Below are 26,279 nucleotides of genomic sequence, written 5' to 3'. Positions count from 1 at the left end.
GAAAGGCTGCTTTCGCGCCGAGAATCACCCTATGAGGGCTGGAGAATGCGCCGAAGACCATGCCGAGGACCATGCAAGGAGATTTGCCGTGACATGCCGGCATTGCGGGGCACCGCTGCGCCTCACCTTCCTCGATCTCGGCGCCGCGCCGCCCTCGAACGCCTATCTCGGCGCCGAGGCGCTGCGCGCGCCGGAAACCTGGTTCCCGCTGCGGCTGATGGCCTGCGAGCGCTGCTGGCTGGTGCAGACCGAGGATTATGCCGGCCGCGAAGCGCTGTTCACCGAGGATTATGCCTATTTCTCCTCCTTCTCGGCCTCGTGGCTCGCGCATTCGCAAGCCTATGTCGAACAGATGATCGCCAGGCTCGGCCTCGGGCCGGCGAGCCATGTCGTCGAGGTCGCCTCGAATGACGGCTATCTCCTGCAATTCGTGCAGGCGGCCGGCATTCCCTGCACCGGCATCGAACCGACGCGCAGCACCGCAGCGGCCGCACGCGCCAAGGGCATCGAGACGATCGAGGAATTCTTCGGCGTCGCGCTCGGGCGCCGGCTCGCGGCGGCGGGCAAGGCGGCGGATCTCACCGCCGCCAACAACGTGCTCGCCCATGTGCCGGATATCAACGATTTCGTCGGCGGCTTTGCGGCGCTGCTCAAGCCGGAGGGCGTCGCGACCTTCGAATTCCCGCATCTGATGCGGATGGTCGCCGAGAACCAGTTCGATACCGCCTATCACGAGCATTATTCGTATCTCTCGCTCACGGCAGTCCGCCGGATCTTCGCCGGGAACGGCCTCGCCGTCTTCGATGTCGAGGAATTGCCGACCCATGGCGGCTCGCTCCGCGTCTTCGCGCAGCGCGCCGATACCGGGCGGCGCGCAGTTTCCGAAGCGGTGACGGCGATGCTGGCGCGCGAGGCGGGGCTCGGCATGGCCGGCCCGGATTACTACGCCGGCTTCCAGCGCGCGGCGGAGCGGGTCAAGGACGATTTCGTCGCCTTCCTGATCGAGGCGAAGCGGCAGGGCCTGCGGGTCGGCGCCTATGGCGCGGCCGCCAAGGGCAACACGCTAATGAACTTCGCCGGCATCCGCCCCGACCTCCTCCCCTATGTGGTGGACAGGAACCCGGCGAAGCAGGGAAAATTCATGCCCGGAAGCCGCATCCCGATCGTCGGCGAGGCGCATCTGCTTGCCGACCGGCCGGACCGCATCGTCATCCTGCCCTGGAACCTGAAGGCCGAGGTGATGGGGCAGCTGGAGGAAGCCCGGGGCTGGGGCGCGAAATTCGTGGTCGCCGTGCCGAAGCTGGAGGTTCTGTGATCGTCATCCACGAGACCGCGCGCGTCTCGGCGCTCGCCGATATCGAGGATTCGACCCGCGGCACGCGGATCGAGATCGGCGCGCATTCGGTGATCGACAGTTTCGTGAAGATCAAGCCGGCCGGCGGCATGGGCGATCTCGTCATCGGCGAGCATGTGACCATCAATTCCGGCTGTGTGCTCTATACGGGCCAGGGAATCCGCATCGGCAATTCCGTGGCCATCGCGGCGAACTGCACCTTCGCGCCGGTCAACCACGCCTACAGGGATGCCGCGCGGCTGATCCGCGAACAGGGGTTCCTGCCGGGCAAGGGTGGCATCATCGTGGAGGACGATGTCTGGATCGGCGCCAATTGCGTGCTGCTTGACGGCGCCATCCTGCGCCGGGGTTCCGTCGTCGGCGCCGGATCGGTGATCAAGGGCGAACTGGCAGCCTATACCGTCTATGCCGGGACGCCGCTGCGCGAGATCGGGCGGCGGCAATGACGATGTTCACCGTCCTCGGTGCCTCGGGCACGATCGGCCGGCGGCTGGTCTCGCGGCTGGCCACGGCCGGGCACGAGGTCTATGCGCCCACACGCGGCGATCCCGGCATCCACGCCCGCCCCCTCGGGCATGCGATCTATGCGATCGGTATCACCGCCGATTTCCGGACCCGGCCGCTCGAAACGGTCGAGGCGCATGTCTGCGTGCTGCGCGAACTCATCGCGCGCGCGGAGTTCGAGAGCCTGACCTATCTCTCCTCGACCCGGGTCTATGGCGGCCTGCCGGCGGATTCGCGCGTGGACGAGGACAGCGCCCTCCTCGTCAACCCCAATGCCGCTTCGGATCTCTACGACCTGTCGAAGCTGATGGGCGAGAGCCTGTGCCTGCATGCCGGGCGCGGCACGATCCGCGCGGTGCGGCTCTCCAACGTGATCGGCGCCGACGATCCCGATTCGCAGAACTTCCTGCCCTCGCTGATCCGCGAGGCGCGGACCGGAACGGTGACGCTGCGCACCGCGCCGGATTCGGCGAAGGATTACGTCCATATCGAGGATGTGCTGACGCTGCTGCCGGAAATCGCGACCCAAGGTCGCCACCGCCTCTACAACCTCGCGAGCGGCCGCAAGATCAGCCATCGCGAATGGACCTACTGGCTCGCGGCCAAGACCGGCTGCCGCATCGAGGTCATGCCCAACGCCCCGCGCGTCGAATTTCCGGCGATCGATATCGGCCGCATCCGCCAGGAATTCCGCTTCGCCCCGCGCGACGTGCTCAAATCCGTCTTCGGCGGGATCAACACCGATTCGCGCCTGACGACCCCGAAAACCCAGTGAACGGAGGATCGGATGGACCCGGTCAAGCAATTCGCCGCCGAGCGTGAGGAGCGCCTTGCCGCCTATGCCGAGGATGCCGGTTTCCGCAGGCTCTCGCGCGATTTCCTCGAAGCCTCGATGCGGAAGAAATACGTCTACAATTTCGACTGGCTCGGTCGGCCGATAATCCAGTATCCGCAGGATATGTGGGCGGTCCAGGAGCTGATCTGGACCGTGAAGCCAGATCTCGTGATCGAGACCGGCATCGCGCATGGCGGCTCGCTGATCCTCTCCGCCTCGATCCTCGCCATGCTCGATTATTGCGAGGCGATGGAGACGGGCGCACCGCTCGATCCCCGCCAATCGACGCGCAAGGTCATCGGCATCGATATCGACATCCGGCCGCATAACCGCGCCGCGCTCGACGCGCATCCCCTGCGCCCGCTGCTGACGCTGGTCGAAGGCTCGAGCATCGCCCCGGAAACGGTCGAGACCGTCAGGGCCGCCGCGCAAGGGCACCGCCGCGTGATGGTCTTCCTCGATTCGATGCACACCCATGCCCATGTCCTGGCCGAACTCGAAGCCTATGCGCCGCTGGTGAGCCGCGACAGCTATTGCGTGGTGTTCGACAGCTTCGTCGAGGATATGCCGGCCGACCTCTTCCCCGACCGGCCCTGGGCGCCCGGAAACAATCCGAAGACCGCTCTGCGCGAATACCTCACGCGGCATCCCGAATTCGCGATCGACAAAGCGATCGAGGGCAAGCTGATGGTCTCGGTCTGCGCCGACGGCTTCCTGAAACGGGTTGCGTAAGCGCGGCCCGATTCCTCCCCCGCGCCCCGCGGCACGCAGGATGAATACCATATTTCATTTTCTATTTCAGGTTGTATCATAAGGATGATTCGGCAGTAGCCCCTGCTGTCGGCAACGGGATGTTTACTCCCGCATGATGAACTGCGGGGCGCAGGAAGGAGGCCGATCGTGGCCCTCAAGGTTGAGTTGAAGCCCAACGAACGGATCATCATCGGCACCGCCGTGGTGAGGAATGGTGACCAGCGGACCAGTCTCGTCATCGAGGGCCACGCCCCCATCCTGCGCGAGAAGGACATTCTCAGCCCGAAATCGGCGGATACGCCGGCGAAGCTGATCTATCTCGCGATACAATTGATGTATATTGACGGACGCGTTGCCGACAATATCGGGACATACAACAAATTAATGTCAGATTTTCAGGAGGCCGTGCCCAGCTCAACCAGAATTCTTATGGCCATCCACAACCATATCTTAAACGCAGAATTCTACAAAGCCCTCAAGGAAGCGAAACAGCTTCTGGCGTACGAGAGGAAGTTACTTGAGCATGCAGCCGGGAATTCAAGCCTACGCGAAAACCCAGTCCCTCGCGCTCAGCCAGCGTGAACTCGAGGCCCGCGCGCTCCTGAAGGCCGCGAGCCGGCTCCAGGCGCTGAAGGAGAACTGGGATCCGAGCATCGCCGTGATCGAGGATCCGCTTGCGCATAACCGCAAGGTCTGGGCGATTTTTCTGGCATCGGCGACCGAGGACGATTGTCCGATGCCGCCGGAAATGCGCAAGAACATCATCGGTCTCTCCCGCTTCGTCATCAACCAGTGCATGCGGATCCTGTTCGAGCCGGATGTGACCAAGCTCGATCTGCTGATCGAGATCAACCAGCATGTGGCCGCCGGTCTGCGCGGCAATGCTGGTCCGCTCGGCGCCCCGTCATCGGAACAGATGCCGCCGCGATTGCCCGCCAGCCAGGCACCGGTCGCCGCGGCGTCCTGAGATATTTCCCCATTCTCCCGTCTCGCCGGCGCCCCTCGGGCGCCGGTTTGCTTTGGGGCGCCTCCGGGCCCCGGCGGCCGCAACCCGACGCACCAACAGAAAGGGCGCCCCGCAGGGCGCCCCGGAAATCCGGCAGTCTCGACGCGATGTCAGAGGTAATTGACCAGCGAGAGCCGGTTGAGGGTCGAGGTCGTCTGATAGCTCGCCTCGAGCCGCGTCTGGAGCGTGGTGAGCAGCACCGCGACCTCTTCCGTGTTGACGCCCTCGATCTCGGTCAGCAGCCCGTTGAGGAACAGCTTCCGGTCATCATGCCGGGTTTTCGACGCCTCGACCTGCGCGGCGGCGCGCCCGAAATCGGCATTGAGTTCAAGGATGGCGTCCGGCCCGCCGGTCGAGGCGAAGGTCGTGATCGCGCGGCCCGAGGCGGCGTCGAACCGGTCCTGCGTCGAGGGCATGCCCGGCGGATAATCATCGGCGAGGAACATGCCGAGCGCGACGAGCGAATCGCGAAGCGCAACCTCATTGGCACGGGCACCGATGCTGACGGAAGTGCCGTTGTCGATCTCGGCGCGTTGCGTGTCCCGGGCGGCCACGCTGACATCGTCGTCGCCCCGATACCAGATCACGGTCGGGCGGGTGCCGGGCGCGGCATAGGTGGTCGAAGTGTTGAAGGGCGGGCCGGCGACGCGCGGAACCGGGGTGCTCGCGGAGCCCGAGAAGAATTCCCGGGCCGCGACGAGGCCTGAGGCCGCGCGCAATTCGCCCCCGGCGATCGAGCTCAGCCGCGATTGGATGGCCGCCTGGAGGTTGGCGGCCGTCGCGGCCGGGGTGGCGCCAAGCGCGAAGACCGTATCCTCCGCGGTTCCGGCGGTATCGACGGCGAAGCCGAGATTCATCGTCTTGCCGTCCGGCAGCGTCACCGTGAAGGTCAGGCGCTCGCCGGAATTCGGCTGGCCGGTGAAGTTGAAGCTGATATTGACCGGGGCGCCGGCGGGGCCGGTGACGGTGACATTCGACATGCTGCCGCCCGCGGAACCGGGGACGAGCTTGATCCCGAACGGATTGCCGACCGCATCCTCAGACAGGGTCACGGTCGAAGCGGCGATGCCCAGGGTCATGCGGCCGAGACCGGTCACGCCGAGATCGGCCTGCCGGCGCTCGTCGACCACCTGACGCAGGCCGGCATTGGTGCCGTCGCCCCACATCAGGGTATTGGCATCGACCACCGGCCGGACATCGCGCGTGCGCCCGGAATAGAGATAGAGCCCCTCGTGCTGGGCATTGAGCGAAGTCAGCATCTGCTCGAACTGTGCCTGCACCTGCTTCACCGCCGCAGTGATCTCCGGGTAACCGCCGGTTCCGCGGGTGTTGAGCATCGCCGAGCGCGCATCGGTGACGATCTTGCGCAATTCGTTGGTGCTCTGGTCATAGACCTTGAGGCGGATGGCAGTGAGATCCGCGACGCTCTTGTAGCCTTCGGTCACGCCGAGCTGGTTGCGGAAAGTCAGCGAACTGACGCGCTCGTTGCCGAGCCCGCCATAGGTCTCGGATTTGCGCTTGCTCGCGAGCTGGCGCGCGTAATCGTCGAGCTGCGCCCGCATGGAAACGAGCGACGCGGCGTTCTGCTGAGACCGGATCGTGCCGGCCGCGAACGGATAAAGCTTGTTGAAGAAGGGCATGGCTCAGATCCTCAGAAGGGCATCGAACATGTCGCGCACGGCGGAGACGATGCGCGCATTGGCGGAATAGATGTTCTGGATCGCGATCAGATCGGACATTTCCTGATCGGTATTGACCCCGGAAATCTCGGCGAAGCGCTCGCGCAAGGTCGAGATGACGACTTCCTGTCCCTCGGCCAGCGCCTGGGCGTTGCTCGCCGCCTGCGATTGCGTCGCGATTACGCGGTCGAGGAACTGACCGGACGTGCCGCGATAGATGGAGGTCGACCCCGTGAGCGAGATCGCCGGGGTAAAATCCGTCTCCCAGGACTGGATCTGGTCGCGCAGGAAGCTCGGGCGCGCCGGATCGCCGATCGCGGTCGTGGTCGGCACCGTCTGGTAGACGACGAGCCGGCTCGGATCGGCGAGCAGCGCCGGGTTGACCTTGATGCCGTTCGAGAAGCCGCGCTTCTGCGACCCGAGATCCAGGCTCCCGGTATAGATCTGCGAACCGGAATTGCCGTCGACGAAGAACGGCAGCGCCAGCCCCTGATCGGTCAGCGCCGTCACGGTCGCACGCGCCGAGAGCGCGTTGACGTCGAGCGTATTGGCGCCGCCGTCATCGAGGATCTGCACCACGCCGGCGCCGAGATTGTTGACCGTGAAGGCCGCGCCGCCCGGCACGGTGGCGAGCGCAGCGCCGATCGCCGCGATCGCCGGCCCCATGCCGCCGGAGAAATCGATGCCGAATTCGATATCGTTGGGATCGGCGGTCGAAGCGGCCGGCAAGGGCAGCGCGGCCGGATTGTTGACGGCGATGAGCGAAACCTTGTGCCGAGTGCCGGCCGGCTGCTCGGTATATTCGAGCGTCACGACATTGCCGCTCTGGAGCGCGTTGAGATCGAGATCGAAGCCCTGCTGGAGGCCGACGGTCGCGGCCGTTCCGGCAACCGTCCGGTCGCCGAGCGAGGTGGTCAGGGCGGCGGCGAATTCGTCGAGATGTGCCTGAGTCTCGACGAGCAGCTTGTCGCGCAGGTCGAACAGCGCGCCGAACGAGCCGGAGCGGACCAGCCCCTGGCTCGAAAGCGCGATCGCACCGCCGATCGGATCGGCGATCGACAGCGAGCCGAGCCCGCTCAGCGCGGGATTCGGGTCATAGAGCGCGTTGGCCGAGACCGCGAAGCGTTCATCGAACTGGAGGCGCAGCCGCCGCCCCTCGACGAAGAGCGGCCCGCCGGCCGTCGTATAGATGTTGAAGTTTCCGGTGCCGGAATCGAAGGTCCGCAGGTCGAAATAGCCGGAAAGCTCGTCGATATACTTGTCGCGCTGGTCGAGCAGGCCCTGGCGGGTCGCGGAATCCTGGATCTCGTTGAGCTTCTTGGTCGTCAGCTCGATGCCTTCGAGCAGGCCATTCACATATTGCACCTCGTCGGCGATCTTCGCCTCGATCTCGCCGCGCATGAGCTGGATGTTCTCGGAGAGCGAGTTCAGCGTCGCGGCGAGGCTCTGCGCCGAGGCGAGCGCGTTCTGGCGCGTCGTCGGCGAGGCCGGGTCGGCCGCGAGCTGCTGGATGGCGGTCGAGAAATTCCCGTAGATCGTGTTGAGCCCGGCGGCGCTGCCGGGCTGGCCGAACAGCGAATCGACCCGCTGGAGGTAATCGGCCTTGACCGAGGTATAGGCCGCACCGGCGGCCTCGGTGCGCAGCTGCTTCTGCAGCAATTCGTCGAGCACGCGGTCGACGCTGACCTCGCGGACCGCGCCGGCGGTGATGCCGAGCGCGCTCGTTTCCTTGACGTTGAGCACCCGCCGTGAATAGCCGACCGTGCCCGCATTCGCGATGTTGCGCGAGACGAGGCCCATCTGCGACTGATTCACCGTCAGCCCCGAGACTGCGTTGTGCAGGGAAGCGAAAAGTCCCATTCCATCCTCCATCCGCCGCGCCGGTCCCGCGGTCTCGCCGTCCTCACCGGATAATGTTGATCACGTCCTGCAGCATCTGCTGCGCGGTGGTGATGATCCGCGTGTTGGCCGAGTAGGCCTGCTGCGTGACGATCATCTTCGAGAATTCGTCGGCGACATCGGCATTCGAGTTCTCGAGCGTGCCGCCGACGAGATTGCGCCCGGCATCCGAGAAGATCGGCTGGCCGGATTCCAGCGTTTCCTCGAACACGCCGCCATCGCGGCGCTTGAGCAGGGAATCGGCGGCGAATTGCGTGATCGGGATCTGCGCCAGCGCGACCGTCCGGCCGTTCGAGAACACGCCCATCAGCCGCCCCCCCTCGCCGATCTGCACGCTGGTGCGCGTGCCGGAGGGGAAGCCGTCCTGGTTGAGAGTGTTGACATTGATCGTGCCGCTGGCATCGGCGAATTGGGTGAGCCCCGTCAGGCCGAAATTCAGGCTGATGGTGCCGCTCGTTGCGCCGTTGACCGTGAAGACCTGGCTCAGCGCGCCGGAGGCCGGCGCGGTCATGCGACCGCTGGAATCGAAGGTCACGGCATTGGAGACCCGGGTCCATTTCGGCGCCGCGCCGGTGGCGGCGGAATCAGACTGGTAGTAAAGGCTCCAGGTCTCGGCGCCGGAGATGTTGGAGGTCTTGCCCCAGCGAAGCTGGATGTCGATCGGGTTACCGATCGCGTTGTAGATCGTCAGCGATTGCCCGGCGATCGTGCGGTCGAGGAACACGGCCTCGTCACTCGCGGCAATCGTCGCACCGGTATAGGCGGCGCCGGAGAGCAGCTCCGAACCAGCGACCTGCGCATCCGCCTGCGCGGTCAGCGGATAGCTCGGCAGGTTGCCGCGATATTCGATCTGCTGCGTGGTGCGGGCCGGCAGGTTGTCGCTGGCGATGCGCAGAATCTGGAGCGCCGAGCCGCTCGCCGACCCGGTATTCGGGTCGATCGGATAGCCCATCAGATAGTATCCGGCACCGTTGACGAGATAGCCGTTGTTCGAAAGCTCGAAATCACCGCGCCGGGTATAGGCGTTGGCACCGGCGAAGACCGGCGCGCCATCGACGAAGGACGTGCGCTGCTTGACCGCGAAGAACCCCTCGCCCGAGAGCGCGACATGCGTCTGGATCTGGCTCGCGATGAAATCGCCCTGCACCGTGTTGGTGCCGCGGCTGAAGCTCGAGACCGATCCCGCGAGCGCCCGGCGCTCGGGCAGGTCGGGCACCAGGGTCGAGAAGGTCGTGTCGACCCGCTTGAACCCGGTCGTGCGGCTGTTGGCGATATTGCCGGAAATGTTCTCGAGCGCGTAGCTCTGGGCATTGAGCCCGGAGACGGCGGTGGTCATCGCACCGAAGATACCCATGGACGCAACCTCGTCTGGCAGCGGGAAAAACCCGGCCGCGCCCGTGACGCACCACGCGTCGCGGGCCGGCCGCAGGCTTCCCCCGGCAGGAACCATGCCAGAGTTGCGTTTGTTAAATATCATCAACTTATGGTTGTGTTGATTGTTTCGCCCTCGTCCGGAGCGGCGTCCCTTGCCGGGCGGGCGGCAAAGCTTGCCGGGCATCGCCGCCGAGGCGCCGCGCCGGAGGGCGGGGCCCTCCGGAGCTTCGTCGCGATACGCTGCGAGACACTCGGCCATCGGATCAGCCCGGAGATCGGGCACCCTTCAGGTTAGCGGATGATGTTGATCACGTCCTGCAGCATCTGCTGCGCGGTGGTGACGACGCGGGTATTCGCGGAATAGGCCTGCTGGGTGACGATCATCTTGGAGAACTCGTCCGCGATGTCGGCGTTCGAGGCCTCCGTCGAAGACCCGACGATGTTGGATCCGCCGGCCGTGATCAGCGCCTGGCCGGATTCGAGCGTTTCCTCGAAAACGCCGCCATCGTTGCGCTTGAGCAGGTTGTCGGCCGGGAACTGCGCGAGCGGCACCTGGGCGAGCGTCACCGTCTGGCCGTTCGAGTACGTGCCGGTGATCAGGCCGCCATCGGTCGCGCGGACCGATTGCAGCGAGCCGGTCGGGTAGCCGTTCTGGCCGATGAAATTCGGCGTCTCCTGCCCGTTCGGATCGGCGAACTGGGTCAGCCCGCTGGTGCCAAAATTGAGATCGATCGTGCCGCTGGTGACGCCGTTGACCGTATAGGTGCCGGTGATCACGCCGGAGGCCGGCGAGGTCATCTGACCGGAGGCGTTGAACTGGACCGTGTTCGACACGCGGGTCCATTTCGGCGCCGCGCCGACGGCGTTGGAATCCGAGAGATAATAGAGGCTCCAGGTCTCCGGCGCCGCGTTGGTGGTCTTGCCCCAGCGCATCTGAAGCGTGATCGGCGAACCGGCGGCGTCATAGACCGTCACCGTCTGGCCCGCGATCGTGCGGTTGAGGAAGCCCTGCTCGTCCACCGCCGCAATGGTCGCGCCCGTATAGAGCGCGCCGGTCAGGAGTTCCGAGCCCGCCACCGCGGGATCGGCATTCGCCGTCAGCGGATATTTCGGCAGGTTGGCGTTGTAATCGATGCTGGTTGTGGCGCGCGCCGGCAGGTTGTCCGACGAAACGCGCAGCACCTGAAGCGCACCCGAAACCGCGCCGGTCGAGGCGTTGACCGGATATCCCATCAGGTAATAGCCGGTGCCGTTGGTGAGGTAGCCGTTGCGGTCGAGATCGAAATCGCCGCGGCGGGTATAGTAGTTCTGGCCGGTGAAGACCGGCTGCCCCGAGGCGCCGCCGCTCTGCTGCTTGACGATGAAGAAGCCCTGGCCGGAAACCGCCATGTTGGTGGCGATCTGGCTGCCCTGCACGTCACCGGCAATGGTGGCCGTGTTGCGGGAGAAGGCGCCGACCGAGCCGGAAATCTCCCGGCGGGGCGGCAGGTCCGGGATCAGATCCGCGAACGAGGTGTCAACGCGCTTGAAGCCCGTCGTCCGCGAGTTCGCGATGTTGCCGGAGATGTTCTCAAGGGCGAAGCTCTGGGCGTTGAGGCCCGAGATCGCCGTGGTCATTGCACCGAAGATACCCATGAACGCGAACCTCGATCGCTGTCAGAAGAAACGGGTGGCAAGCGCCCGAACGCGAGACTTCACTAGGCCCCTGCCTGCCAATCGAAGTTGGCAAGGCCCGTGCCACGCGATGAGATCGAGATATTTCAGATAGTTAAAACGGACAACACGCCAGAGTTGCTGGCAGTTTTCGCCGGATTTCAGGTTTGCGCGGCAGGATTTTCCGCAACTTTTTCTTGTTTTATGGTGTTTTTTACAACTTCAGATAGAATTACAGGTTCGCAAGCCATGAAGGGGAGCGGCCGGCACAGATCGAGCGCGGCGAGGCCGATCCGTGCGGTCAGAATGCCGTTGAGCACCCCTTCGCCGAGCTTGGCGGAGATCCGCGCCGCAAGGCCGGCGCCGACGAACTGGCTCACGAGTTGGTCTGCCATCGCCACCCCGCCGGTGATGGCGAGATGCCCGAACACCCGCGCCGCAAGCCGGAGAAGCCCCAGGCCGCTCGCCCTGCCGCCATAGATCGCCGACAGCGCCCGCACCAGCCGGATGCTCTGGAACAGCACGAAAGCGACATCGACAAGTGCGCGCGGGGAAAGCGCGGTGACGATCGAGACGCGGCTCGCCGCCTCGGCGATCGCCTGCCGCGCCGCAGCGTCCTTGGCCCGGAACAGGGCGCGCTCGGCAATCGCGACCAGGGTCAAGGGATCGTGGATCTCGCCGAGCGCGCGGCGGATTTCGGCACGGGCGGCAGTGCTGCCGGGATCGTCGGCATAGAAGCGGTCGAGCCGGCGCAGCAGCGCCGCCGCCTTCGCCGGGTCCGGCGCCCCGGCAAATTCTGCTGCCTGACGGCGAAGCGCCTCGGCGCGGCGCAGGCGCAGCAGCGCGATCGCCTCCGCGGCGAGGAAGGCCGCGATCCCTGCCGCAGCGAGCCCGGCGAGCACGAGCGCTGCGCGCCCGAGCCAGGGCGCCTTGGCCTCCAGCGAAACCGCCAGTGCCCAGAGCGAATCGAGCGCCGCCAGCACCAGCAGCCCCGCCAGCGCCGAAAGGATGAACCCGCCAAGCCAGCCGCGCCGCGCGGCCGGAGCCGGAGCCGGCGGCGGGGCGGCGGTGAAATCCGGCTGATGCTCGATCGCCGCATGGCCCGGCTCCGCGCCCTCCCCCAGCATGAAGGCGCGCGGCCCGCGCGGCGCGGCGGCCGGGGATGGCGGCAGCGGCATGGCGCGCGGGGGATGGGGCGCATCACTCATGCGACGAGGTCTCCGATCAGGAATTCCAGCGCACGGTCGAGGCGGATATGCGGCAGGCCGGGTTCGCCTTCCGGCGGCAAGGGTGGCCGGAAGCGCAGGAAGCGCAGGGGTGGCGGGTTGGCGAACACCGTCTCCGCCCGTTCCGGCAGATCGCCGGGGAACAGCGCCGCCTCGCGCCGGCCGTCGAACAACAAGCCGTCGAGCGTTTCGCCGGCGATGGGGATGCCGGCGACGCAGGGCAGCATCGCGCCGTTCTCGCGCGCGGTCACCTCGCGGGTCGCACGGATCGCGGCGAGCGCGAGGCTTTCGCTCGCCACGCCCGCGCCCCGCGCGCGGTGTTGCGCCCGGCGGACGATGAGGCGCAGGATGGCTTCGAGCCGGTCATGGTTGCGGTGGTGGAGATGGTCGGCCTTCGTCACCGCGAAGAGGATGCGGTCGATCCGCGGCGCGAACAGCGACGAAAGCAGCGAATTGGCGCCGACGCGGAAGGCCGCGAGGATGTCGGCCAGCGCCGATTCGAGATCAGCGAGCGCCTCGGCGCCGCCATTGAGCGCGCCGAGCACGTCGACCAGCACGATCTGGCGGTCGATCCGGCTGAAATGATCGGTGAAAAAGGGCCGGACGATACGTGCCTTGTAGGCCTCGTAGCGTCGCTCCATCAACGCCCAGAGCGATCCGGGCGGCGCGCTCCCCGCCTCCGGCAATCTGAGCGGCGCGAAGGTCAGCGCCGGCGCGCCTTCGAGATCGCCCGGCATCAGGAAGCGACCGGGCGCGAGCGCCGAGAGATCGCGCCCCTCGGCGCGGCAGGCGCGCAGGGCGGCGGCGAAGCCCTCCGCGAGGCGCCGGATCTCGGGCTCGGAGGGCGGCGTCTCCGGCGCGATCTCCGTCAGGGCCGCGAGGAAGCCGGCAAAGGGCGCGGCGCGGCGCCCGATTGCGGCGCGCACCAGCGTCTCGGCCGAGAATTCGCGATAGCTCTTCGCGAGCAGCGGCAGGTCGAGCAGCCATTCGCCGGGATAATCGACGATATCGAGCCCCAGCCGCGAGAGGCCCCCGCCGATCCAGCCAGCGGGCCCGATCAGGCCGCCGAGATAGCGCCGGCGGCTCTGGTAATCGAGTTCGAGGCTCAGTGCCGAGATCTGCCGGGTTGAATCCGGCCAGGCGCGATCCGGTGCCGTCAGCATCGCGAGATGGTCCTCGTAAGCGAAGCGCGGCAGCGAATCGTCGGGGTGCTCGACGATGCGCGCGCCCGCGAGCCGCCCCTCCGCCATCAGCGCGAAAGCAGGCAGCCGCCCGCCCGCGACCAGCGCATGCACGAGCCCGGTGATGAACACGGTCTTGCCCGCGCGCGAGAGGCCCGTCACCCCCAGCCGCAGGTTCGGCTGCCCCATCGCGCCGAGATAGGCGCCGAGATTGGCCGTGCCGGCGCGGATCTGCTGCCAGAGCGTGCCTTGAGGCACCGTGGGGGGCGAGGTCATGGCCAAGGAATGGCGATCGCTGCCCGAACTTGCAAGCGGTCCGGTCAATCCGCGCCCGATCAATCCTCGTCGGTGCCGCCCAGCATCGCCGGGGTGATGAAGGCCGAAAGGCGCGCGCCATCGCGGTCGGCGGCGGCCCAGTCGCCCTCGAATTCGAGAACGGCCAGCCCCGCGGTGGGGAACTTGCGCTCAAGCCGCGCCAGGGCATCGGCATCGGATCGCCCCGGCTCCGCGAGATGGAGTGCAACCGATTGCATGCCGGGGTTATGGCCGATCATCAGCACCTGCTTGGCCCGATCCGGCAGGGTGCGGATCACGTCGATCAGCACCGAGGGCCGCGCCTCGTAGATGCGCGGCTCCAGATGCATCGCAAGACCGGGGAAACTCCCCTCCAGCCGGGCGAAGGTCTCGCGGGTGCGCCTTGAATCCGAGACCAGCACATGATCGATCCGCCCGGCGATCGCGGCCAGCCGCCGCGCGACCAGCGGCACCGCGGCCTCGCCGCGCGGCGCGAGCGGCCGGGCATGATCGGGAACGCTGTCCGGCCATGCCGATTTGCCGTGCCGGAGCAGAAACAGCCGCCGCATGCGATCCCCCTCGCGCGATCTTCGCCGCTTCTTTGACGCGGGGCGCGCGAACATGCAAGGAAGCGCCATCGCAGCCTGGATGACGCGGATGCCAGACCCCGAGCCCCTCGCCTATGCCCATCGGGGCAAGCCCTATTCGGCGGAAACGCAGCTCACCCTCGATACCGGGAGCCTCATCGCCGAGCGCGGCCGCTCGCGCCAGGTCTTCGCGCTCGACCGGATCGAGCGCATCCGCCTCGCCTTCACGCCACGCAACACCGCGCGCCTCGCCTTCACCTGCGAGGTCAGGGCCGCCGACGGGCGCAGCGTCCGGTTCGACAATCTCTCGTGGAAATCGCTGATCGAGACCGAACGGCTCGACCGCGATTTCCGCGCCTTCGTTCTGGCGCTCGCCGCACGCGCCCGGGCTGCGAACCCGGCGACCCGGCTGGAAGCGGGGGTGACGCGCCTCCGCCACCGGCTGATGCTGGTCTTCGGCGCCGGGCTGGTGCTCGCGCTCATCGCCGCCGCCGTGATCGCGGCGGGCAAGGGCTCGGCGCTGGTGATGCTGTTCGCGATCGGCCTCGCCGCCTATCTCGGGTTCTGGCTGCGGGATTTCCTGATCCGCAACCGCCCCCGGAGCTTCACCCCCGAGGTTCCACCCGAGGGTGTGCTGCCCGCGCCCTGAGGCGAAGCCTCAGGATCCCTCGCCCCGGACGACGAGCACAGAGCAATTGGCGTGCCGGACGATATTCGTCGCGTGGCTGCCGATCAGATAGGTGGCGAGCGTCGGCCAATGCGAGCCGCAGACGATGAGATCGGCCTTGCTCGCCTCGGCCTCGGCCAGAACCTCGTGATAGACGCCGCCTGAGCGCACGGCGATCGTCGCCCGGCCGGCGGGCAGGCCGAGCCCGTCAGCGATCGCCTGCATCTCCGCCTCGACGCGCGCCTTCTCGCCGGCCTCGAAGCCGACGGGAACATATTCGAGATAGGTCGAGGGCACGATCGGCATCACGTTGACGAGCCGCAATTCGGCGCCCCAGCTCTCGGCAAGCGCCCTCGCCTTGTCGAGCGCGACCTTCGACAGCTTCATGTCGCTGAGATCGACCGGAACCAGAAGCTTCTTGAACATCGGACGTCCTTTCGCTCTCTCGCCGCCTCGCGGCTCACGTCATGATACTAGGCCGGCGCGCGCCCGGAAACCTTGCTCAAGATCAAGCCGGCCGCGGAATACCGCCGCCATTTTCCGTTTGACGCCGGCGGATGCGCGCGGGAAGGATGCGCTTTCCCTTGCGAAAGCGTCCCGATGCCCGTTACTCCCCCGCCGGCCACCGGCGCGCCGCTGCTCTCCCGGATCCGCTCGGAACCGGTCTATTTCCTGATGGCGATGTCCTTCGTCAATTTCCTCGGCTTCGCCGGCTGGACGACGCTGTTCAACAATTTCGCCAAGGAGGCGGCCGGCTTCACCGGCGCCGATATCGGCCTCGCGCAGACGGTGCGGGAAATCCCCGGCTTCCTCGCCTTCACGGCGATCTATTTCTTCCTGGTGCTGCGCGAGCAGACCTTCGGCTATCTGGCGCTGATCGTGCTCGGCGGCGGGCTCGCGATCACCGGCTATTTCCCGAGCCTGACCGGGCTTCTCGTCACCACCTTCATCATGTCGGTCGGGTTTCATTATTTCGAGACCGTCAACCAGTCGCTCTCGCTGCAGCTCTTCCCGAAGAAGGAAGCGCCGCGCCTGCTCGGCCGGGTGGCGAGCGCCAATGCCGCGGCGCAGTTCCTCGTCTATTCCGGGATCGCGCTGCTGTGGTGGAGCGGTCTGACCGATTACGGCACGCTGTTCGCGATCATCGGCCTGGCCTGCATCGTGCTGACGCTCGCCGCCTTCGTCTTCTTCGCGCGCTTCGACGGCACGGTGGCGCAGGTCAAGACGATCGTCATCCGCCCGCGCTACTGGCTCTATTACGCCCTGACCTTCATGAACGGCGCGCGCCGGCAGATCTTCTCCGCCTTTGCCGGATTCCTGCTCGTCGAGAAATTCGGCTTCAAGGTGCCGGATATCGCGTTGCTGATGCTCGCGACCGCCGCGCTCAACACCTATGCCGCGCCGCGCCTCGGCGCGCTGGTCGGGCGCTGGGGCGAACGCCGCACGATCGCGTTCGAGAACATCTCGCTGATCCTGATCTTCCTCGGCTATGCCTTCGTCACCAATGGCTGGGTTGCAGCGGGGCTCTATGTGGCGGACGGCGTGTTCTCGATCCTCGTCCTCGCGCAGAAGACCTATATCCAGAAGATCGGTGATCCCGCCGACATGGCGCCCACCGCCGCTTGCGCCTTCACCATCAACCACATCGCCGCCGTGGTCATCCCGGTGACCTTCGGCCTGCTCTGGCTCAAGAACCCGAGTTTCGTCTTCATGCTTGGCGCGGCAATCGCGACGACCTCGCTCGCGCTCTCCTTCCTCGTGCCGCGTCATCCGGGACCGGGGAACGAAACCGTTCTGGTCCGCAATCCGAGCCCCGCCGCGGCGGAATGATGCGCGCCGCGCGGCCGAGCCGTAGGCTCAGAACCGCGTCGTGAAATCGACGAGCCAGTCGGGCATGATGGCGACGATCGCCGCCTCGATCGCCTTGTCGATGCCGAGGAGGATCATCAGCCCCATCGCGATGAAGATTGCGGCGAAGACGAGCTTGCCCCTGCCGGATTCCGCGATCGCCATCAGCGCCGCCTTGCGCCGGCCGAGCGCTTCGCGGGTGCCATAGGCGAGGGCGAGCATCACCGCCGCCGCGCCGAACGAGAAGAAGGCCATCGCGAGCGCGGCTTGCGCGACTGTTCCGGTCTGCGCCGCGAGCCCGATCGCGGCGAACAGGCTCGGTCCCGCGCAAGGCGACCATACCGCGCCGAGCAGAAGGCCGGTGACGAACTGGCCGCCATTGCCGCCAAGGGCCAGCCGATCCAGCGTGCCCGAGGCGCGATCGGCGAGCGGGCCGAGCCCGGCCACGAAGACGGCCTGGGATTGCGGGACCAGCATCAGCGCGCCGATCACCAGCATCACGAGCGCACCGGCGGTGCGGATGACATCCGTGGAGAGCCCGACCGCCGGGCCGAGCGCCGCGACGAGCGTGCCGAACAGGGTGAAGGTCACGCTCATGCCGGCCATCAGCGCGAGCGGACCCCAGCGCCCGGCGCGCAGCGCCGTGGCGAGCACGAAGGGAATCATCGGCAGCACGCAGGGATTGAGCGTGGTCAGCGCCCCGGCGAGCATCGAAAGGAAATAGGTCTGCATGATCGCCCCCGCGAAGCCTTCAGGGAATCGATCAGGCCGCGAAGCCGGCTCACCCGCAAGTCACGGCTGCGTCAACGCGGCGCTCAGGCCTGGCGCACGGGCGTGTGGACACGCAGCCCGTCGAGCGCGTCGGAAACCTTGATCTGGCAGGAAAGCCGCGAATTCGGCCGGACATCGAAGGCGAAATCCAGCATGTCCTCTTCCATCGGCGCCGGCTGGCCGACAGCGGCCATCCATTCCTCCGCGACATAGACATGGCAGGTCGCGCAGGCGCAGGCCCCGCCGCATTCGGCCTCGATGCCGGGCACGCCGTTACGGATCGCCGCTTCCATGACCGTCGCGCCCGTCTCGGCCTCGACCGCGCGCTCGGTTCCGTTATGCTCGATGAAGGTGATCGTCGCCATGCCCCGCTCCGGATCGTCGATAACGGCGCGGCTTAATGCCCGAACCGCGACTTGGCGAGAGAAAATCGCATCGGGGCGGCGAAACCGCGCGCCCTCATGCCGCTTGGCGGAGATCGGCGATCGCGCCGTTCGCCTCGCCGACCGCGCGGGCGAGCCGGCCGAAAGCCCGGCGCCATTCGGCCTCGCCCGCGGCGCAGGCCGCCTCGCAGGCTTCCGCCGCCGCCGCGACGCGGAAGGCGCCGATCGCCCGTGCCGATCCCTTGAGCGTATGCGCGAGATCGCCGCGCGCGCCGGGCTCGGCCGCGGCGTCGAGGCGCTCGACGAGCGCCCGCGCCTGGACGACGAAGAGATTGAGGATCTCCACCTCCAGCGCGCGGTCGCCGAGCGTCTGGCGCGAGAGATGGACGAGATCGATCGGTCGTTCAAAAGAGGCGGGAGCCCCGTCGCCGCCGGGCGTATCGGAGAGGAACATGCGCGGATCCTTGTGCGCCCGGCGCCGCCGGGCCTTTCATGCCACCCACAATGGCAGAACCGGGTTAATGCCGCGCCAAGCGCGCGGATCCGGCGCCGGAATCGGCAGCGATCCTTGCGGTTAAGGTCGCCACGGCGTTAACGACGATTCGAAATCGTTAACAGTTTCTGTTTTCGATCCGGACATGCAAAAGTAAACTGCTATCGGGTTGTCGGCCGTCCGATCGGGGCGCCGGCATGCGCATGATGCGCCGGGGCGGGTGCCGCGGCTGGCGACGGCCAGCCGCTCCTCCCTGGCGACCGTGAGGGTGAGGCGTATGGCCACGCAGAAAAAGGGCAAGGATCCTTCGGAAGCCGCATTGTCGGCGATCGAGGAAGCACTCGGAATGTCGGATCCGCCCCCCGCCCCGCAAGCCGGCGCCGCCAAGCCTGCCGCCGGCAAGGGCGAGGCGAGCCGGAGCGAGAGCCCCGAGCCGCGCCTGCCGCGCGTCGAGGATATCGACATCTTCAAGCCGGCCTCCGCCGAACCGCGCCCCGGCGCGGGGCTTACGGCCGAGCGCGGCCCGGCGCCGACCGCCACGACGACGCCCCCCTCCGCGCCGGCGGTTCCGCCGCTGCCGCCGCAGAATGCCCGGAAGCGCCCCGATCCCGCGCCGGCCGCCGAACGGCCAGTCGAGCCCCCGCGCCAGCCCGAGCCGCCGCGCCCTGCCCGCACGCCAGTCCTGCCGGCGAACGACGACACGCGCGCGAGCGTCGCGGATCTTCTCGCTCCGCTTGCCGCCCCGGCTTCCAACGGGCCGTTCCTGTTCGCGACGATCCTCTCCGCGCTCTGGCTCGCGGCGGGCGCGTTCGTGTTCTCGCGGCCGGGCGGGCTGCTGCTCGATCCGGAGGGGAGCTTGCGAGCCGGCGGCGAGGGCAATGCGCTGCTGGCCGTGCTGGCGCTCGTCGCGCCGGTAATGTTCTTCTATTCGATGGCGGCGCTCCAGCGTCGTTCGCGCGAGATGCGCAACACCGCGCGGGTGATGGCAGAGGTCGCCGCGCGCCTCGCCGAGCCCGAGGTCGCGGGCTCCGAAACCGTGTTCACCCTCGGCCAGGCGGTGCGCCGAGAAGTGTCCTCGATCGGGGACGGAATCGAACGGGCGGTGGCCCGCGCAAGCGAACTTGAAAGCCTCGTCCATGGCGAGGTCGCGGCGCTCGAACGCTCCTATGCCGACAACGAATACAAGATGCGCGGCCTCGTGACCGAACTCGCCGCCGAGCGCGAGGCGATCATGGCGACCGCCGAGCGCATCCGCCAGACGATCGAGGCCGCCCATCAGGGCTTCTCCGCCGATATCGGCAAGGCCTCCTCGTCAATCTCCTCGGCCATCGACGATGCCGGCGGCCGGGTAAGCTTCCTGATCGGCGGCAAGCAGGACGAGATGGTCGCAACACTTGACCGCACCGCCGCCCATCTCGCGGAATTGATCGACCTGCGCAGCAAGGACCTCGCCGAGCGTCTCTCCGGCGTCGGCCGCGAGACGATCGAGGGCATCGCCGCCAATGGCCGCTTTACGGCCGAGGCCATCGAAGCGGCCAGCGCGCGCGCCGCCGAGGCGCTCGAAGGTGCGAGTTCGACCCTGGTCGGCCGGTTCCAGGAGGCCAGCGATCTCACGATCCGCACCCTCGGCGATCTCGCCGAGACCACGACGCGCACGCTCCAGGACACGACCCACGCCACCACCATGGCGCTGCGCGATACCGGCGAGGACACGATCCGCCGCCTCGCCGATGCCGGCGCCGGCGCAAGCGACGCCTTCGCGCTCGCGGCCGACGAGGCGACGCGCCGCTTCGAGAGCGTGGCGGCGGAAGCCTCGAGCGCCATTTCCGGCAGCCTCGAAGCCTCGACCGCAGCGTTCCGCGAGGCCGGCCAGACGCTCAAGGCCGAGTTCGACGAGACGGCTTCGGTCGTCAATGCCGCCTTCGCCGAGAACGGCCGCTCGATCATGGAAGCGGTCGGCGCCCGCGCGATCGAGATCAACGACGCCATGCGCTCGACCTCGAGCGACCTGATCGAGGCGATGGAAGCCCGCGGCCTCGAAACCAGTCGCCTGATCGAGGAGCGCGGCGGCCGCATCGCCGAGGAGATCACCGCCAAGGGCGCGGAACTCGCCGAGCGCATCGTCACCCAGGCCGGAGCGCTGGAGAATACCCTGCGGGCCAGCGCCGGGCTGATCGAGACCAATCTCGATTCCGGCACCGCCCGCCTCGCCGATCTCCTCACCGCGCAGGCCGATGCGCTGTCCCGCAGCCTCACCGGCGCCACCGACATCCTCGGCGAGACGCTGCAGCAGAAGGCGGACCTCGTCGAGCGGCATCTCGAAGGCGGCACAGGGCGGCTCGAAGCCCTGTTCAGCGGCCATGGCGACCTGCTCGCCGCCGGCCTCGAACGCACCGTGACGACGATCGAGCAGACGCTGCGCAACCAGACCGAGGTGCTCGAGGCGCATCTCGCCGAGCGCGGCCTCTCCCTCGCCGATCTCATTTCGACCCGGATCGCGCAGGCCAACGAGGCGTTCGGCATCGCGGGCGAAAGCCTCGGCATGCTGATCGCCGAGCAGACCCGCGCCGCCAGCGCCGGGCTCAAGGACGAGATCGACGCGCTCGGCGCGGCGCTGATGGATCAGGCCGGCGCCGCGACCGAGAAGCTCGCCCATTCCGGCCGCGAGGTCGTGCAGGCGATCAGCGCCCATGGCGCGCGCGTCAATGACGCGCTGGCCGCCAATGCGCTGAAGCTCTCCGAAACCGTGACCGAGCGCACCGCCGGCCTGACCGAGAAGTTCGAGAATTTCGAGCGTGTCTTCGTCGGCAAGTCGGATTCGCTGGAAGAGACGGTCGTCACCCGCTCCGCCGCCCTCACCGAGACGCTCCAGCAGCGCACCGGCGAGGTCACGGCCACGCTCGAAAGCCTGCTCAACCGCATCGAGACCGGGCTCGACAGCCGCGCCAAGACGCTCGGCGACACGGTGGCGCTGCGCACGCTGGAATTCTCGCGGGTCGTCGGCGACAGCGGCAAGGAATTGCTCGGCGCGCTCGAATCCCGCGTCCAGAACTTCGCCGCGAAGGTGGTTGAGCCGCTCTCCCAGCATGTCGCCGCGCTCGATGCCAAGGCCGAGGAAGCCGTGGCCAAGATCGGCAACCGCCTCGACCAGACCGGCGAGGCGCTGACGCTGCGCGCAACCAAGGTCGAGCGCAGCCTGATCAGCATGAGCCGCGAGGTCGGCGGCGAGCTGATGGCGAAGGCCGAGGCGCTCTCGACCGGGCTTGCCGCGAAAACCGACGAGATCGCCCAGGTCTTCGATACCCGCGGCGCGAATTTCCTCGCCGCGCTCGATTCACGCGGCCGCGCCATGGTTCAGGGCCTTGAGGATTCGACGGCCGAACTCACCGCGCGCGTCACCGCGGCGCTGACCGAACTCAACAGCGTCATCGAATCCGGCTCGGCTGCCTCACTCGGCAATCTCGTCGAGGCGAACGAGAAGCTGCGCAACGAGGTGGCCGCGCTGCTCGGCCGGCTTGGCGACGCCAACCAGCTTCTCAACGCCATTGTCGGCTCGGCCTCCAAGAGCCTCGCCGAGGTCGAAAGCCGGATGGGCGAGCGTGTCCGCGGGCTGGAGGCGACCCTGGCCGCCATTATCTCCGCCTCGCGCGAGGGCTCGGACACGCTGGCCCAGCGGGTCGAGGCGATCCGCGCCGCCTCCGGCGACGTGCTCTCGCATTCGGACACGATGTCGAAGGAACTCGAAACCCGCACCGCCGCGCTGCACGATCTCGCGGCCCGGCTCGGGGCGACGCAGGGCGAGGTCAACCGTCTGCTCGGCGAAAGGCAGGAGGCCTTCGAGCGCCTCGCCGGCACGCTCCAGGGCCGGGTCGAGGACATCGAATCGATGCTCCGCTCCTTCTCCGCGCTCGTCGACGAGCAATTGCGCAGCGCCGAGGCGAAGGCGCGCGAAACCAGCGCCCTCGTCCACGAGACCGCGGAAAACGCCGCCAACGCGATCGGCACCCAGTTCGAGCGCGTTCGCATCGAGACGGGCAAGGAGCGCGAGCGGACTGCGGCCTCGCTGCGCGCGGCCTATGATCAGGCGAATGCCGAGATGACCTCGCTGTTCCAGCGCGCACTGGAAGGGTTCTCGAACACGGCCGACCAGCTCCGCCGCGCCTCGCATGAGGTGCTCTCCGAACTGGAAAGCACGCGCCAGACGCTGGCCGCCGGCGGGCTCGAGATCCCGCGCGAGGCCCGCGACGCGGCGCAGAACCTGCGCCGCGTGGTCACCGACCAGATGCGGGCGCTGAACGAGCTCAACGAGATCATCGGTCGCTCCGGTCCGGCGCTCGATGTCGCCCAGCCCCGCCGCGCCACCGAGGCCGAGCCCGCCCGCGCGGCGAGCTTCCGGCCGGCGGCGGAACCGGCACCGCGCTTCGAGCCGCCGCAGCCCGCGTCCCGCCCGGCGCGCCCGGCAACGCCCGCGCCACAACCCGCCGCGCGCCAGCAGGCGGGCGGCGGCACCTCCTGGCTCAGCGGCCTGCTCGAACGGGCCTCGGATGCGAGCGGCCCCCTCCCCCCGGCCGGGCGCGGCCGGCCGGCGGAACAGCCCTCCGCCAACCGGATCGAATCGCTCGATTCGCTGTCGGTCGACATTGCCCGGATGATCGACCACGAGGCGGCAGTGGAATTGTGGGACCGATACCGTCGCGGCGAGCGCAACGTCTTCACACGTCGGCTCTACACGCTCCAGGGGCAGGAGACCTATGACGATATCCGCCGCCGCTACCGCCGCGACGACGAGTTCCGCAAGACCGTGGACGCCTATATCGGCCAGTTCGAGCGGCTGCTGACCGAGGTGGCGGGCGATGACCGCGATTCGATGATCGCGCGGACCTATCTCACCTCGGAGACCGGCAAGGTCTACACGATGCTCGCCCACGCCGCCGGCCGGTTCGACTGAGCGGGGCTCGGCCCCAGACGGCGCGATGATAACGGGACAGGACTGGGCGGCTTCCGGCCGCCCCGTTCACTGCTTCAGATACGCGCCGAAGTCCAGCGCACCACGTCGCGCAGCAGGGCCTGCGTCGCGAGATCGAGCGCCGCCGGCACCGCGGCGCCGCTGCCCGCACCGGCCGGCACGCGGCTCGTGAAAACCTGCCCGGCAAGGATGCGGCCCGAACGATCGTTGACGATCTTGACGCTGATCTCGACCACCGCCTCGCCGGTGCGCTCGTCGAGCGCGAAGGTGCGGATCTCGGAATTGAGCTGCGCCGCCGGCACCAGCCGGTCTCCCGGCCGCCCGATCGCGGTGATGCGGCTCGCATTCTCGAAGGTCTGGATCAGCCGGGTCTGGATCAGGCGCGGCAGCCGGTCGGCCCATTGCATCTCCGGCAGCGCGGCGATGCCGCCCTCGCGGGTGCGGACGATGACACGGTCCGAATCGAAAGCCTGGAGGGTCTGCGGCTCGGCGACGACGAGCAAAGCCCCGCTCCGCCGGGCGGAGAGAGCCTCGCGCGGGGCGGTGAGGTCATAGGTTGTCGGCGCCGCGCCGGAGGCGCAGCCGCCGAGCAGGGCCGCGAGGCCGAGCGCGAAGCCCGCGCAGACAATGCCGCGGCGCCGGGGTGCCGCTTTCTTCCGACGATCACGCATGGCCGGTCCCAAGCCCGAACTCCCCATTCACCTGCGATATTCGGGAATATTGGATCGGCCGCCGAAGAGCAATTGCTGCGGGTTGCGCTCAAGCGAGCGCGCCGTGCGGCCGAGATCGCCGACCGTCTTTTTCGTTTCCGCCACCAGTGCCTCGAGGTCGCGCAGGCCGGGCCCCGTGAAGCGGTTGATTCCGGCGGTGATCTCGCCGGTGCGCTTGTCGAGATTGGCGGCGAGCGTGCGGATCGCCCGCGCGGTCTCGGAGATTTCGGCCATCATGCCCTGCGCCTGGCCATCATCCCCGGAGCCGAGGAATTTCTCCGCGCCGGCAAGCACATTGTCGAGCCGGTTCGCCGCCTGGCTAACCTTGGCGGTGATGTCGGAGACGTCGCGGAAGGAGCGGTCGAGCGCCTCGGCGTTGCGCCCGAGCGTCTCGGCGAATTTCTGGCCGCCATCGACGATGCCGGCGATCTTGCGATCGTCAAGCGCGCGGGCGACGCGGGCAATCTCGTCGAGGGCGGAATCGAGCCGGCCGGTGCTGGCATTGAGGCTCTTGGCGAGCTGCGCGGCATCGCTCAGCATCGCGTCGATATTGGCGCGGTTTTTCGCGAGCGCGTCGGAGAAATCCGCGACATTGTTGACCGCGCGGTTGATCCCGGCGCTGTCGATCGCCCGCAGGGTCGCTTCCGCCTCGTCGACGAAGCGCTCGATGCGGCCCGAGAGGCTGCCGACCTTCTGGCTCATCTCGCCGATATTGGCGAGGAAGGCGTTGATGCCGGAGGAATTGTCGGCGAGCGCCTGCGAGAAGGCCTCGACATTCTTGACCGTGGACAGGATCGAGCCTTCGCTCTGCGCGAGCAGGGTGTCGGCGCGGGTCAGCACGGAATCGACCTTGCCGGAGAGCCGCTGCACCGTTTCGAGGATGTCCTGGTAATCGGAGCGGTCGGCGAAGATCACCGGCCGGCCAGCCGGATCGGGCGAGACGAGATCGGGCGCATCGGCGGTGCCGCCGGAGAGCTGGATGGAGGAAACGCCGGTGAGCCCCTGCGATTCGAGCCGCGCGCGCGTATCGGTCTTCATCGGCGTGTGTCGTTCGACCTCGATGGTCGCGACCACCTTTCCGGGGTCGGAGCGCATGATCTCGATCGCCGTCACCTCGCCGACGCGCAGGCCGTTGAACCGCACGACCGAACCGCGCGACAGGCCCGAGACCGAGCCGGTGAACACCACCCGAAAGGCCTGGCGGTCGCCGTTCTCGGCGCTGCGCTTGAACCAGTAGACGAAGCCGAACGCCGCCGCGATCACTGCGAGCGTGAAAACCCCGACAAGGGCGTAATTGGCGCGGTTTTCCATGCTCTCGACGTCCTCTACGCGCCCCGGCTTCGGGTGTGCACATGGCTCGCCCGCGCCCGCGGTCCGTTGAAATAGGCCTGAAGCCAGGGATGGCGCTGCTGTTTCATCTCGTCGATCGTCCCCTCGTGGAGCACCTTGCCGTCACCGAGCGCAGCGATCCGGTCGCAGATCCCCGCGAGGGAGTCGAGATCGTGGGTTACCATGAAAACCGTGAGCCCCAAAGTCTTCTGGAGCGTGGCGATCAGTTCGTCGAAATCCGCCGCGCCAATCGGATCGAGGCCGGAGGTCGGCTCGTCGAGAAACACGATCTCCGGATCGAGCGCCAGCGCGCGCGCGAGCGCGGCGCGCTTGATCATGCCGCCCGACAATTCGGACGGATAGCGCTCCGCCGCCTCGGGCTTGAGCCCCACGAGATGCAGCTTCACCATGGCCATCTCGTCGAGCAGCGGCTCCGAGAGCTTGAGATATTCCCGCATCGGGAACTGGATGTTCTGCTTGACGGTGAGCGAGGAGAACAGCGCCCCGTGCTGGAACAGGATGCCCCAGCGCTGTTCGATCAAGCGCCGGCGCCGCTCGCCGATCGTGCCCATATCGTGGCCGAACACGCGGATCTGGCCGCGGCGCTGACGGATGAGGCCGATGATCGTCCTGAGCAGCACGGATTTGCCGGTGCCCGAGGCGCCGACCACGCCGAGGATCTCGCCGCGCCGCACGTCGAGATCGAGCCCGTCCATGATCAGCCGCTCGCCGAACCCCACCGCGAGGTCGCGCACCTCGATGATCGT

The 26,279-nt window shown here is 67.7% G+C and carries 23 protein-coding genes; 9 read left to right on the top strand and 14 right to left on the bottom strand.

What is annotated here, in order from left to right; genetic code table 11:
• Positions 1-88 precede the first annotated feature (88 nt).
• The 6 genes from FWJ24_RS04385 to flaF all read left to right on the top strand — a co-directional run bounded on the left by FWJ24_RS04385 (position 89) and on the right by flaF (position 4,413).
• Complete coding sequence (locus tag FWJ24_RS04385) at positions 89-1,315, top strand: class I SAM-dependent methyltransferase (protein WP_150286524.1); 1,227 nt, start codon at positions 89-91, stop codon at positions 1,313-1,315.
• The gene (locus FWJ24_RS04380) at positions 1,312-1,800 is read left to right on the top strand and encodes an acyltransferase (RefSeq protein ID WP_150286523.1); all 489 of its coding nucleotides are present in this window, start codon (positions 1,312-1,314) and stop codon (positions 1,798-1,800) included. The genes FWJ24_RS04385 and FWJ24_RS04380 overlap by 4 nt, the downstream gene beginning before the upstream one ends.
• Entirely contained in the window at positions 1,797-2,633 is an 837-nt protein-coding gene (locus FWJ24_RS04375) for an NAD-dependent epimerase/dehydratase family protein (RefSeq protein WP_166443582.1), read from the top strand. The genes FWJ24_RS04380 and FWJ24_RS04375 overlap by 4 nt, the downstream gene beginning before the upstream one ends.
• A 12-nt stretch (positions 2,634-2,645) precedes the next feature.
• Positions 2,646-3,425: a cephalosporin hydroxylase family protein gene (locus FWJ24_RS04370; RefSeq protein WP_150286522.1), complete on the top strand. Its 780-nt coding sequence runs from the start codon at positions 2,646-2,648 to the stop codon at positions 3,423-3,425.
• A 168-nt stretch (positions 3,426-3,593) separates the two neighbouring features.
• A complete protein-coding gene (flbT, locus tag FWJ24_RS04365; RefSeq protein ID WP_150286521.1) occupies positions 3,594-4,028 on the top strand; it encodes a flagellar biosynthesis repressor FlbT in 435 nt (144 codons plus the stop codon).
• A complete protein-coding gene (gene flaF, locus FWJ24_RS04360) occupies positions 3,970-4,413 on the top strand; it encodes a flagellar biosynthesis regulator FlaF (protein ID WP_150286520.1) in 444 nt (147 codons plus the stop codon). The genes flbT and flaF overlap by 59 nt, the downstream gene beginning before the upstream one ends.
• Before the next feature lie 149 nt (positions 4,414-4,562).
• On the opposite strand, the gene FWJ24_RS04355 is transcribed toward flaF, so the two are convergent.
• The 7 genes from FWJ24_RS04355 to FWJ24_RS04325 form a co-directional block, all read right to left on the bottom strand.
• Positions 4,563-6,092 carry a flagellin gene (locus FWJ24_RS04355; protein WP_150286519.1) on the bottom strand — a complete coding sequence of 510 codons (1,530 nt, stop codon included), beginning with the start codon at positions 6,090-6,092 and terminating at the stop codon, positions 4,563-4,565.
• Positions 6,093-6,095: 3 nt separating this feature from the next.
• Positions 6,096-7,991: a flagellar hook-associated protein FlgK gene (gene flgK / locus FWJ24_RS04350; protein ID WP_166443581.1), complete on the bottom strand. Its 1,896-nt coding sequence runs from the start codon at positions 7,989-7,991 to the stop codon at positions 6,096-6,098.
• Between the two features lie 43 nt (positions 7,992-8,034).
• Positions 8,035-9,384, bottom strand: a complete 1,350-nt coding sequence (locus tag FWJ24_RS04345) for a flagellar hook protein FlgE (protein ID WP_150286517.1) — start codon at positions 9,382-9,384, stop codon at positions 8,035-8,037.
• A 311-nt stretch (positions 9,385-9,695) separates the two neighbouring features.
• Positions 9,696-11,039, bottom strand: a complete 1,344-nt coding sequence (locus tag FWJ24_RS04340) for a flagellar hook protein FlgE (RefSeq protein ID WP_150286516.1) — start codon at positions 11,037-11,039, stop codon at positions 9,696-9,698.
• Between the two features lie 179 nt (positions 11,040-11,218).
• Positions 11,219-12,265, bottom strand: a complete 1,047-nt coding sequence (locus tag FWJ24_RS04335) for a TIGR01620 family protein (RefSeq protein WP_150286515.1) — start codon at positions 12,263-12,265, stop codon at positions 11,219-11,221.
• The gene (locus FWJ24_RS04330; RefSeq protein WP_246155502.1) at positions 12,262-13,740 is read right to left on the bottom strand and encodes a YcjX family GTP-binding protein; all 1,479 of its coding nucleotides are present in this window, start codon (positions 13,738-13,740) and stop codon (positions 12,262-12,264) included. The genes FWJ24_RS04335 and FWJ24_RS04330 overlap by 4 nt, the downstream gene beginning before the upstream one ends.
• Positions 13,741-13,799: 59 nt before the next feature.
• Positions 13,800-14,327, bottom strand: a complete 528-nt coding sequence (locus FWJ24_RS04325) for a SixA phosphatase family protein (RefSeq protein ID WP_166443580.1) — start codon at positions 14,325-14,327, stop codon at positions 13,800-13,802.
• 88 nt (positions 14,328-14,415) lie between these two features.
• On the opposite strand from FWJ24_RS04325, the gene FWJ24_RS04320 reads away from it, so the two are divergent.
• Entirely contained in the window at positions 14,416-14,994 is a 579-nt protein-coding gene (locus FWJ24_RS04320) for a hypothetical protein (RefSeq protein ID WP_150286513.1), read from the top strand.
• A gap of 9 nt (positions 14,995-15,003) precedes the next feature.
• Here the strand turns inward: FWJ24_RS04320 and FWJ24_RS04315 are convergent, their stop codons facing one another.
• Positions 15,004-15,438: a universal stress protein gene (locus FWJ24_RS04315; protein WP_150286512.1), complete on the bottom strand. Its 435-nt coding sequence runs from the start codon at positions 15,436-15,438 to the stop codon at positions 15,004-15,006.
• Positions 15,439-15,612: 174 nt separating this feature from the next.
• Here FWJ24_RS04315 and FWJ24_RS04310 point away from each other — a divergent pair, with 174 nt between their 5' ends.
• Positions 15,613-16,842 carry an MFS transporter gene (locus FWJ24_RS04310; protein ID WP_150286511.1) on the top strand — a complete coding sequence of 410 codons (1,230 nt, stop codon included), beginning with the start codon at positions 15,613-15,615 and terminating at the stop codon, positions 16,840-16,842.
• Positions 16,843-16,869: 27 nt separating this feature from the next.
• Here the strand turns inward: FWJ24_RS04310 and FWJ24_RS04305 are convergent, their stop codons facing one another.
• The 3 genes from FWJ24_RS04305 to FWJ24_RS04295 all read right to left on the bottom strand — a co-directional run bounded on the left by FWJ24_RS04305 (position 16,870) and on the right by FWJ24_RS04295 (position 18,468).
• Positions 16,870-17,592 carry a cytochrome c biogenesis CcdA family protein gene (locus tag FWJ24_RS04305; protein WP_150286510.1) on the bottom strand — a complete coding sequence of 241 codons (723 nt, stop codon included), beginning with the start codon at positions 17,590-17,592 and terminating at the stop codon, positions 16,870-16,872.
• Positions 17,593-17,675: 83 nt separating this feature from the next.
• A complete protein-coding gene (locus tag FWJ24_RS04300) occupies positions 17,676-17,996 on the bottom strand; it encodes a 2Fe-2S iron-sulfur cluster-binding protein (RefSeq protein ID WP_150286509.1) in 321 nt (106 codons plus the stop codon).
• A 94-nt stretch (positions 17,997-18,090) separates the two neighbouring features.
• Positions 18,091-18,468, bottom strand: coding sequence for an Hpt domain-containing protein (locus FWJ24_RS04295; protein WP_150286508.1), 378 nt, complete (start codon positions 18,466-18,468; stop codon positions 18,091-18,093).
• Between the two features lie 316 nt (positions 18,469-18,784).
• Here FWJ24_RS04295 and FWJ24_RS04290 point away from each other — a divergent pair, with 316 nt between their 5' ends.
• Positions 18,785-23,455 carry an apolipoprotein A-IV repeat region-like domain-containing protein gene (locus FWJ24_RS04290; RefSeq protein ID WP_150286507.1) on the top strand — a complete coding sequence of 1,557 codons (4,671 nt, stop codon included), beginning with the start codon at positions 18,785-18,787 and terminating at the stop codon, positions 23,453-23,455.
• A 74-nt stretch (positions 23,456-23,529) separates the two neighbouring features.
• On the opposite strand, the gene FWJ24_RS04285 is transcribed toward FWJ24_RS04290, so the two are convergent.
• From FWJ24_RS04285 to FWJ24_RS04275, 3 genes are read right to left on the bottom strand one after another with little or no spacing between them, the layout of a single operon-like run.
• Positions 23,530-24,144 carry an ABC-type transport auxiliary lipoprotein family protein gene (locus FWJ24_RS04285; RefSeq protein WP_150286506.1) on the bottom strand — a complete coding sequence of 205 codons (615 nt, stop codon included), beginning with the start codon at positions 24,142-24,144 and terminating at the stop codon, positions 23,530-23,532.
• Between the two features lie 27 nt (positions 24,145-24,171).
• Positions 24,172-25,494, bottom strand: coding sequence for an MlaD family protein (locus FWJ24_RS04280; protein ID WP_150286505.1), 1,323 nt, complete (start codon positions 25,492-25,494; stop codon positions 24,172-24,174).
• A gap of 14 nt (positions 25,495-25,508) precedes the next feature.
• Positions 25,509-26,228, bottom strand: a complete 720-nt coding sequence (locus FWJ24_RS04275) for an ABC transporter ATP-binding protein (RefSeq protein ID WP_246155541.1) — start codon at positions 26,226-26,228, stop codon at positions 25,509-25,511.
• Positions 26,229-26,279: the final 51 nt, after the last annotated feature.

Source organism: Rhabdaerophilum calidifontis, assembly GCF_008641065.1.
Classification (GTDB): domain Bacteria; phylum Pseudomonadota; class Alphaproteobacteria; order Rhizobiales; family Beijerinckiaceae; genus Rhabdaerophilum; species Rhabdaerophilum calidifontis.
The sequence above is the reverse complement of the archived record's forward strand: the minus strand, read 5'-3'. Positions and strand labels throughout refer to the sequence as shown.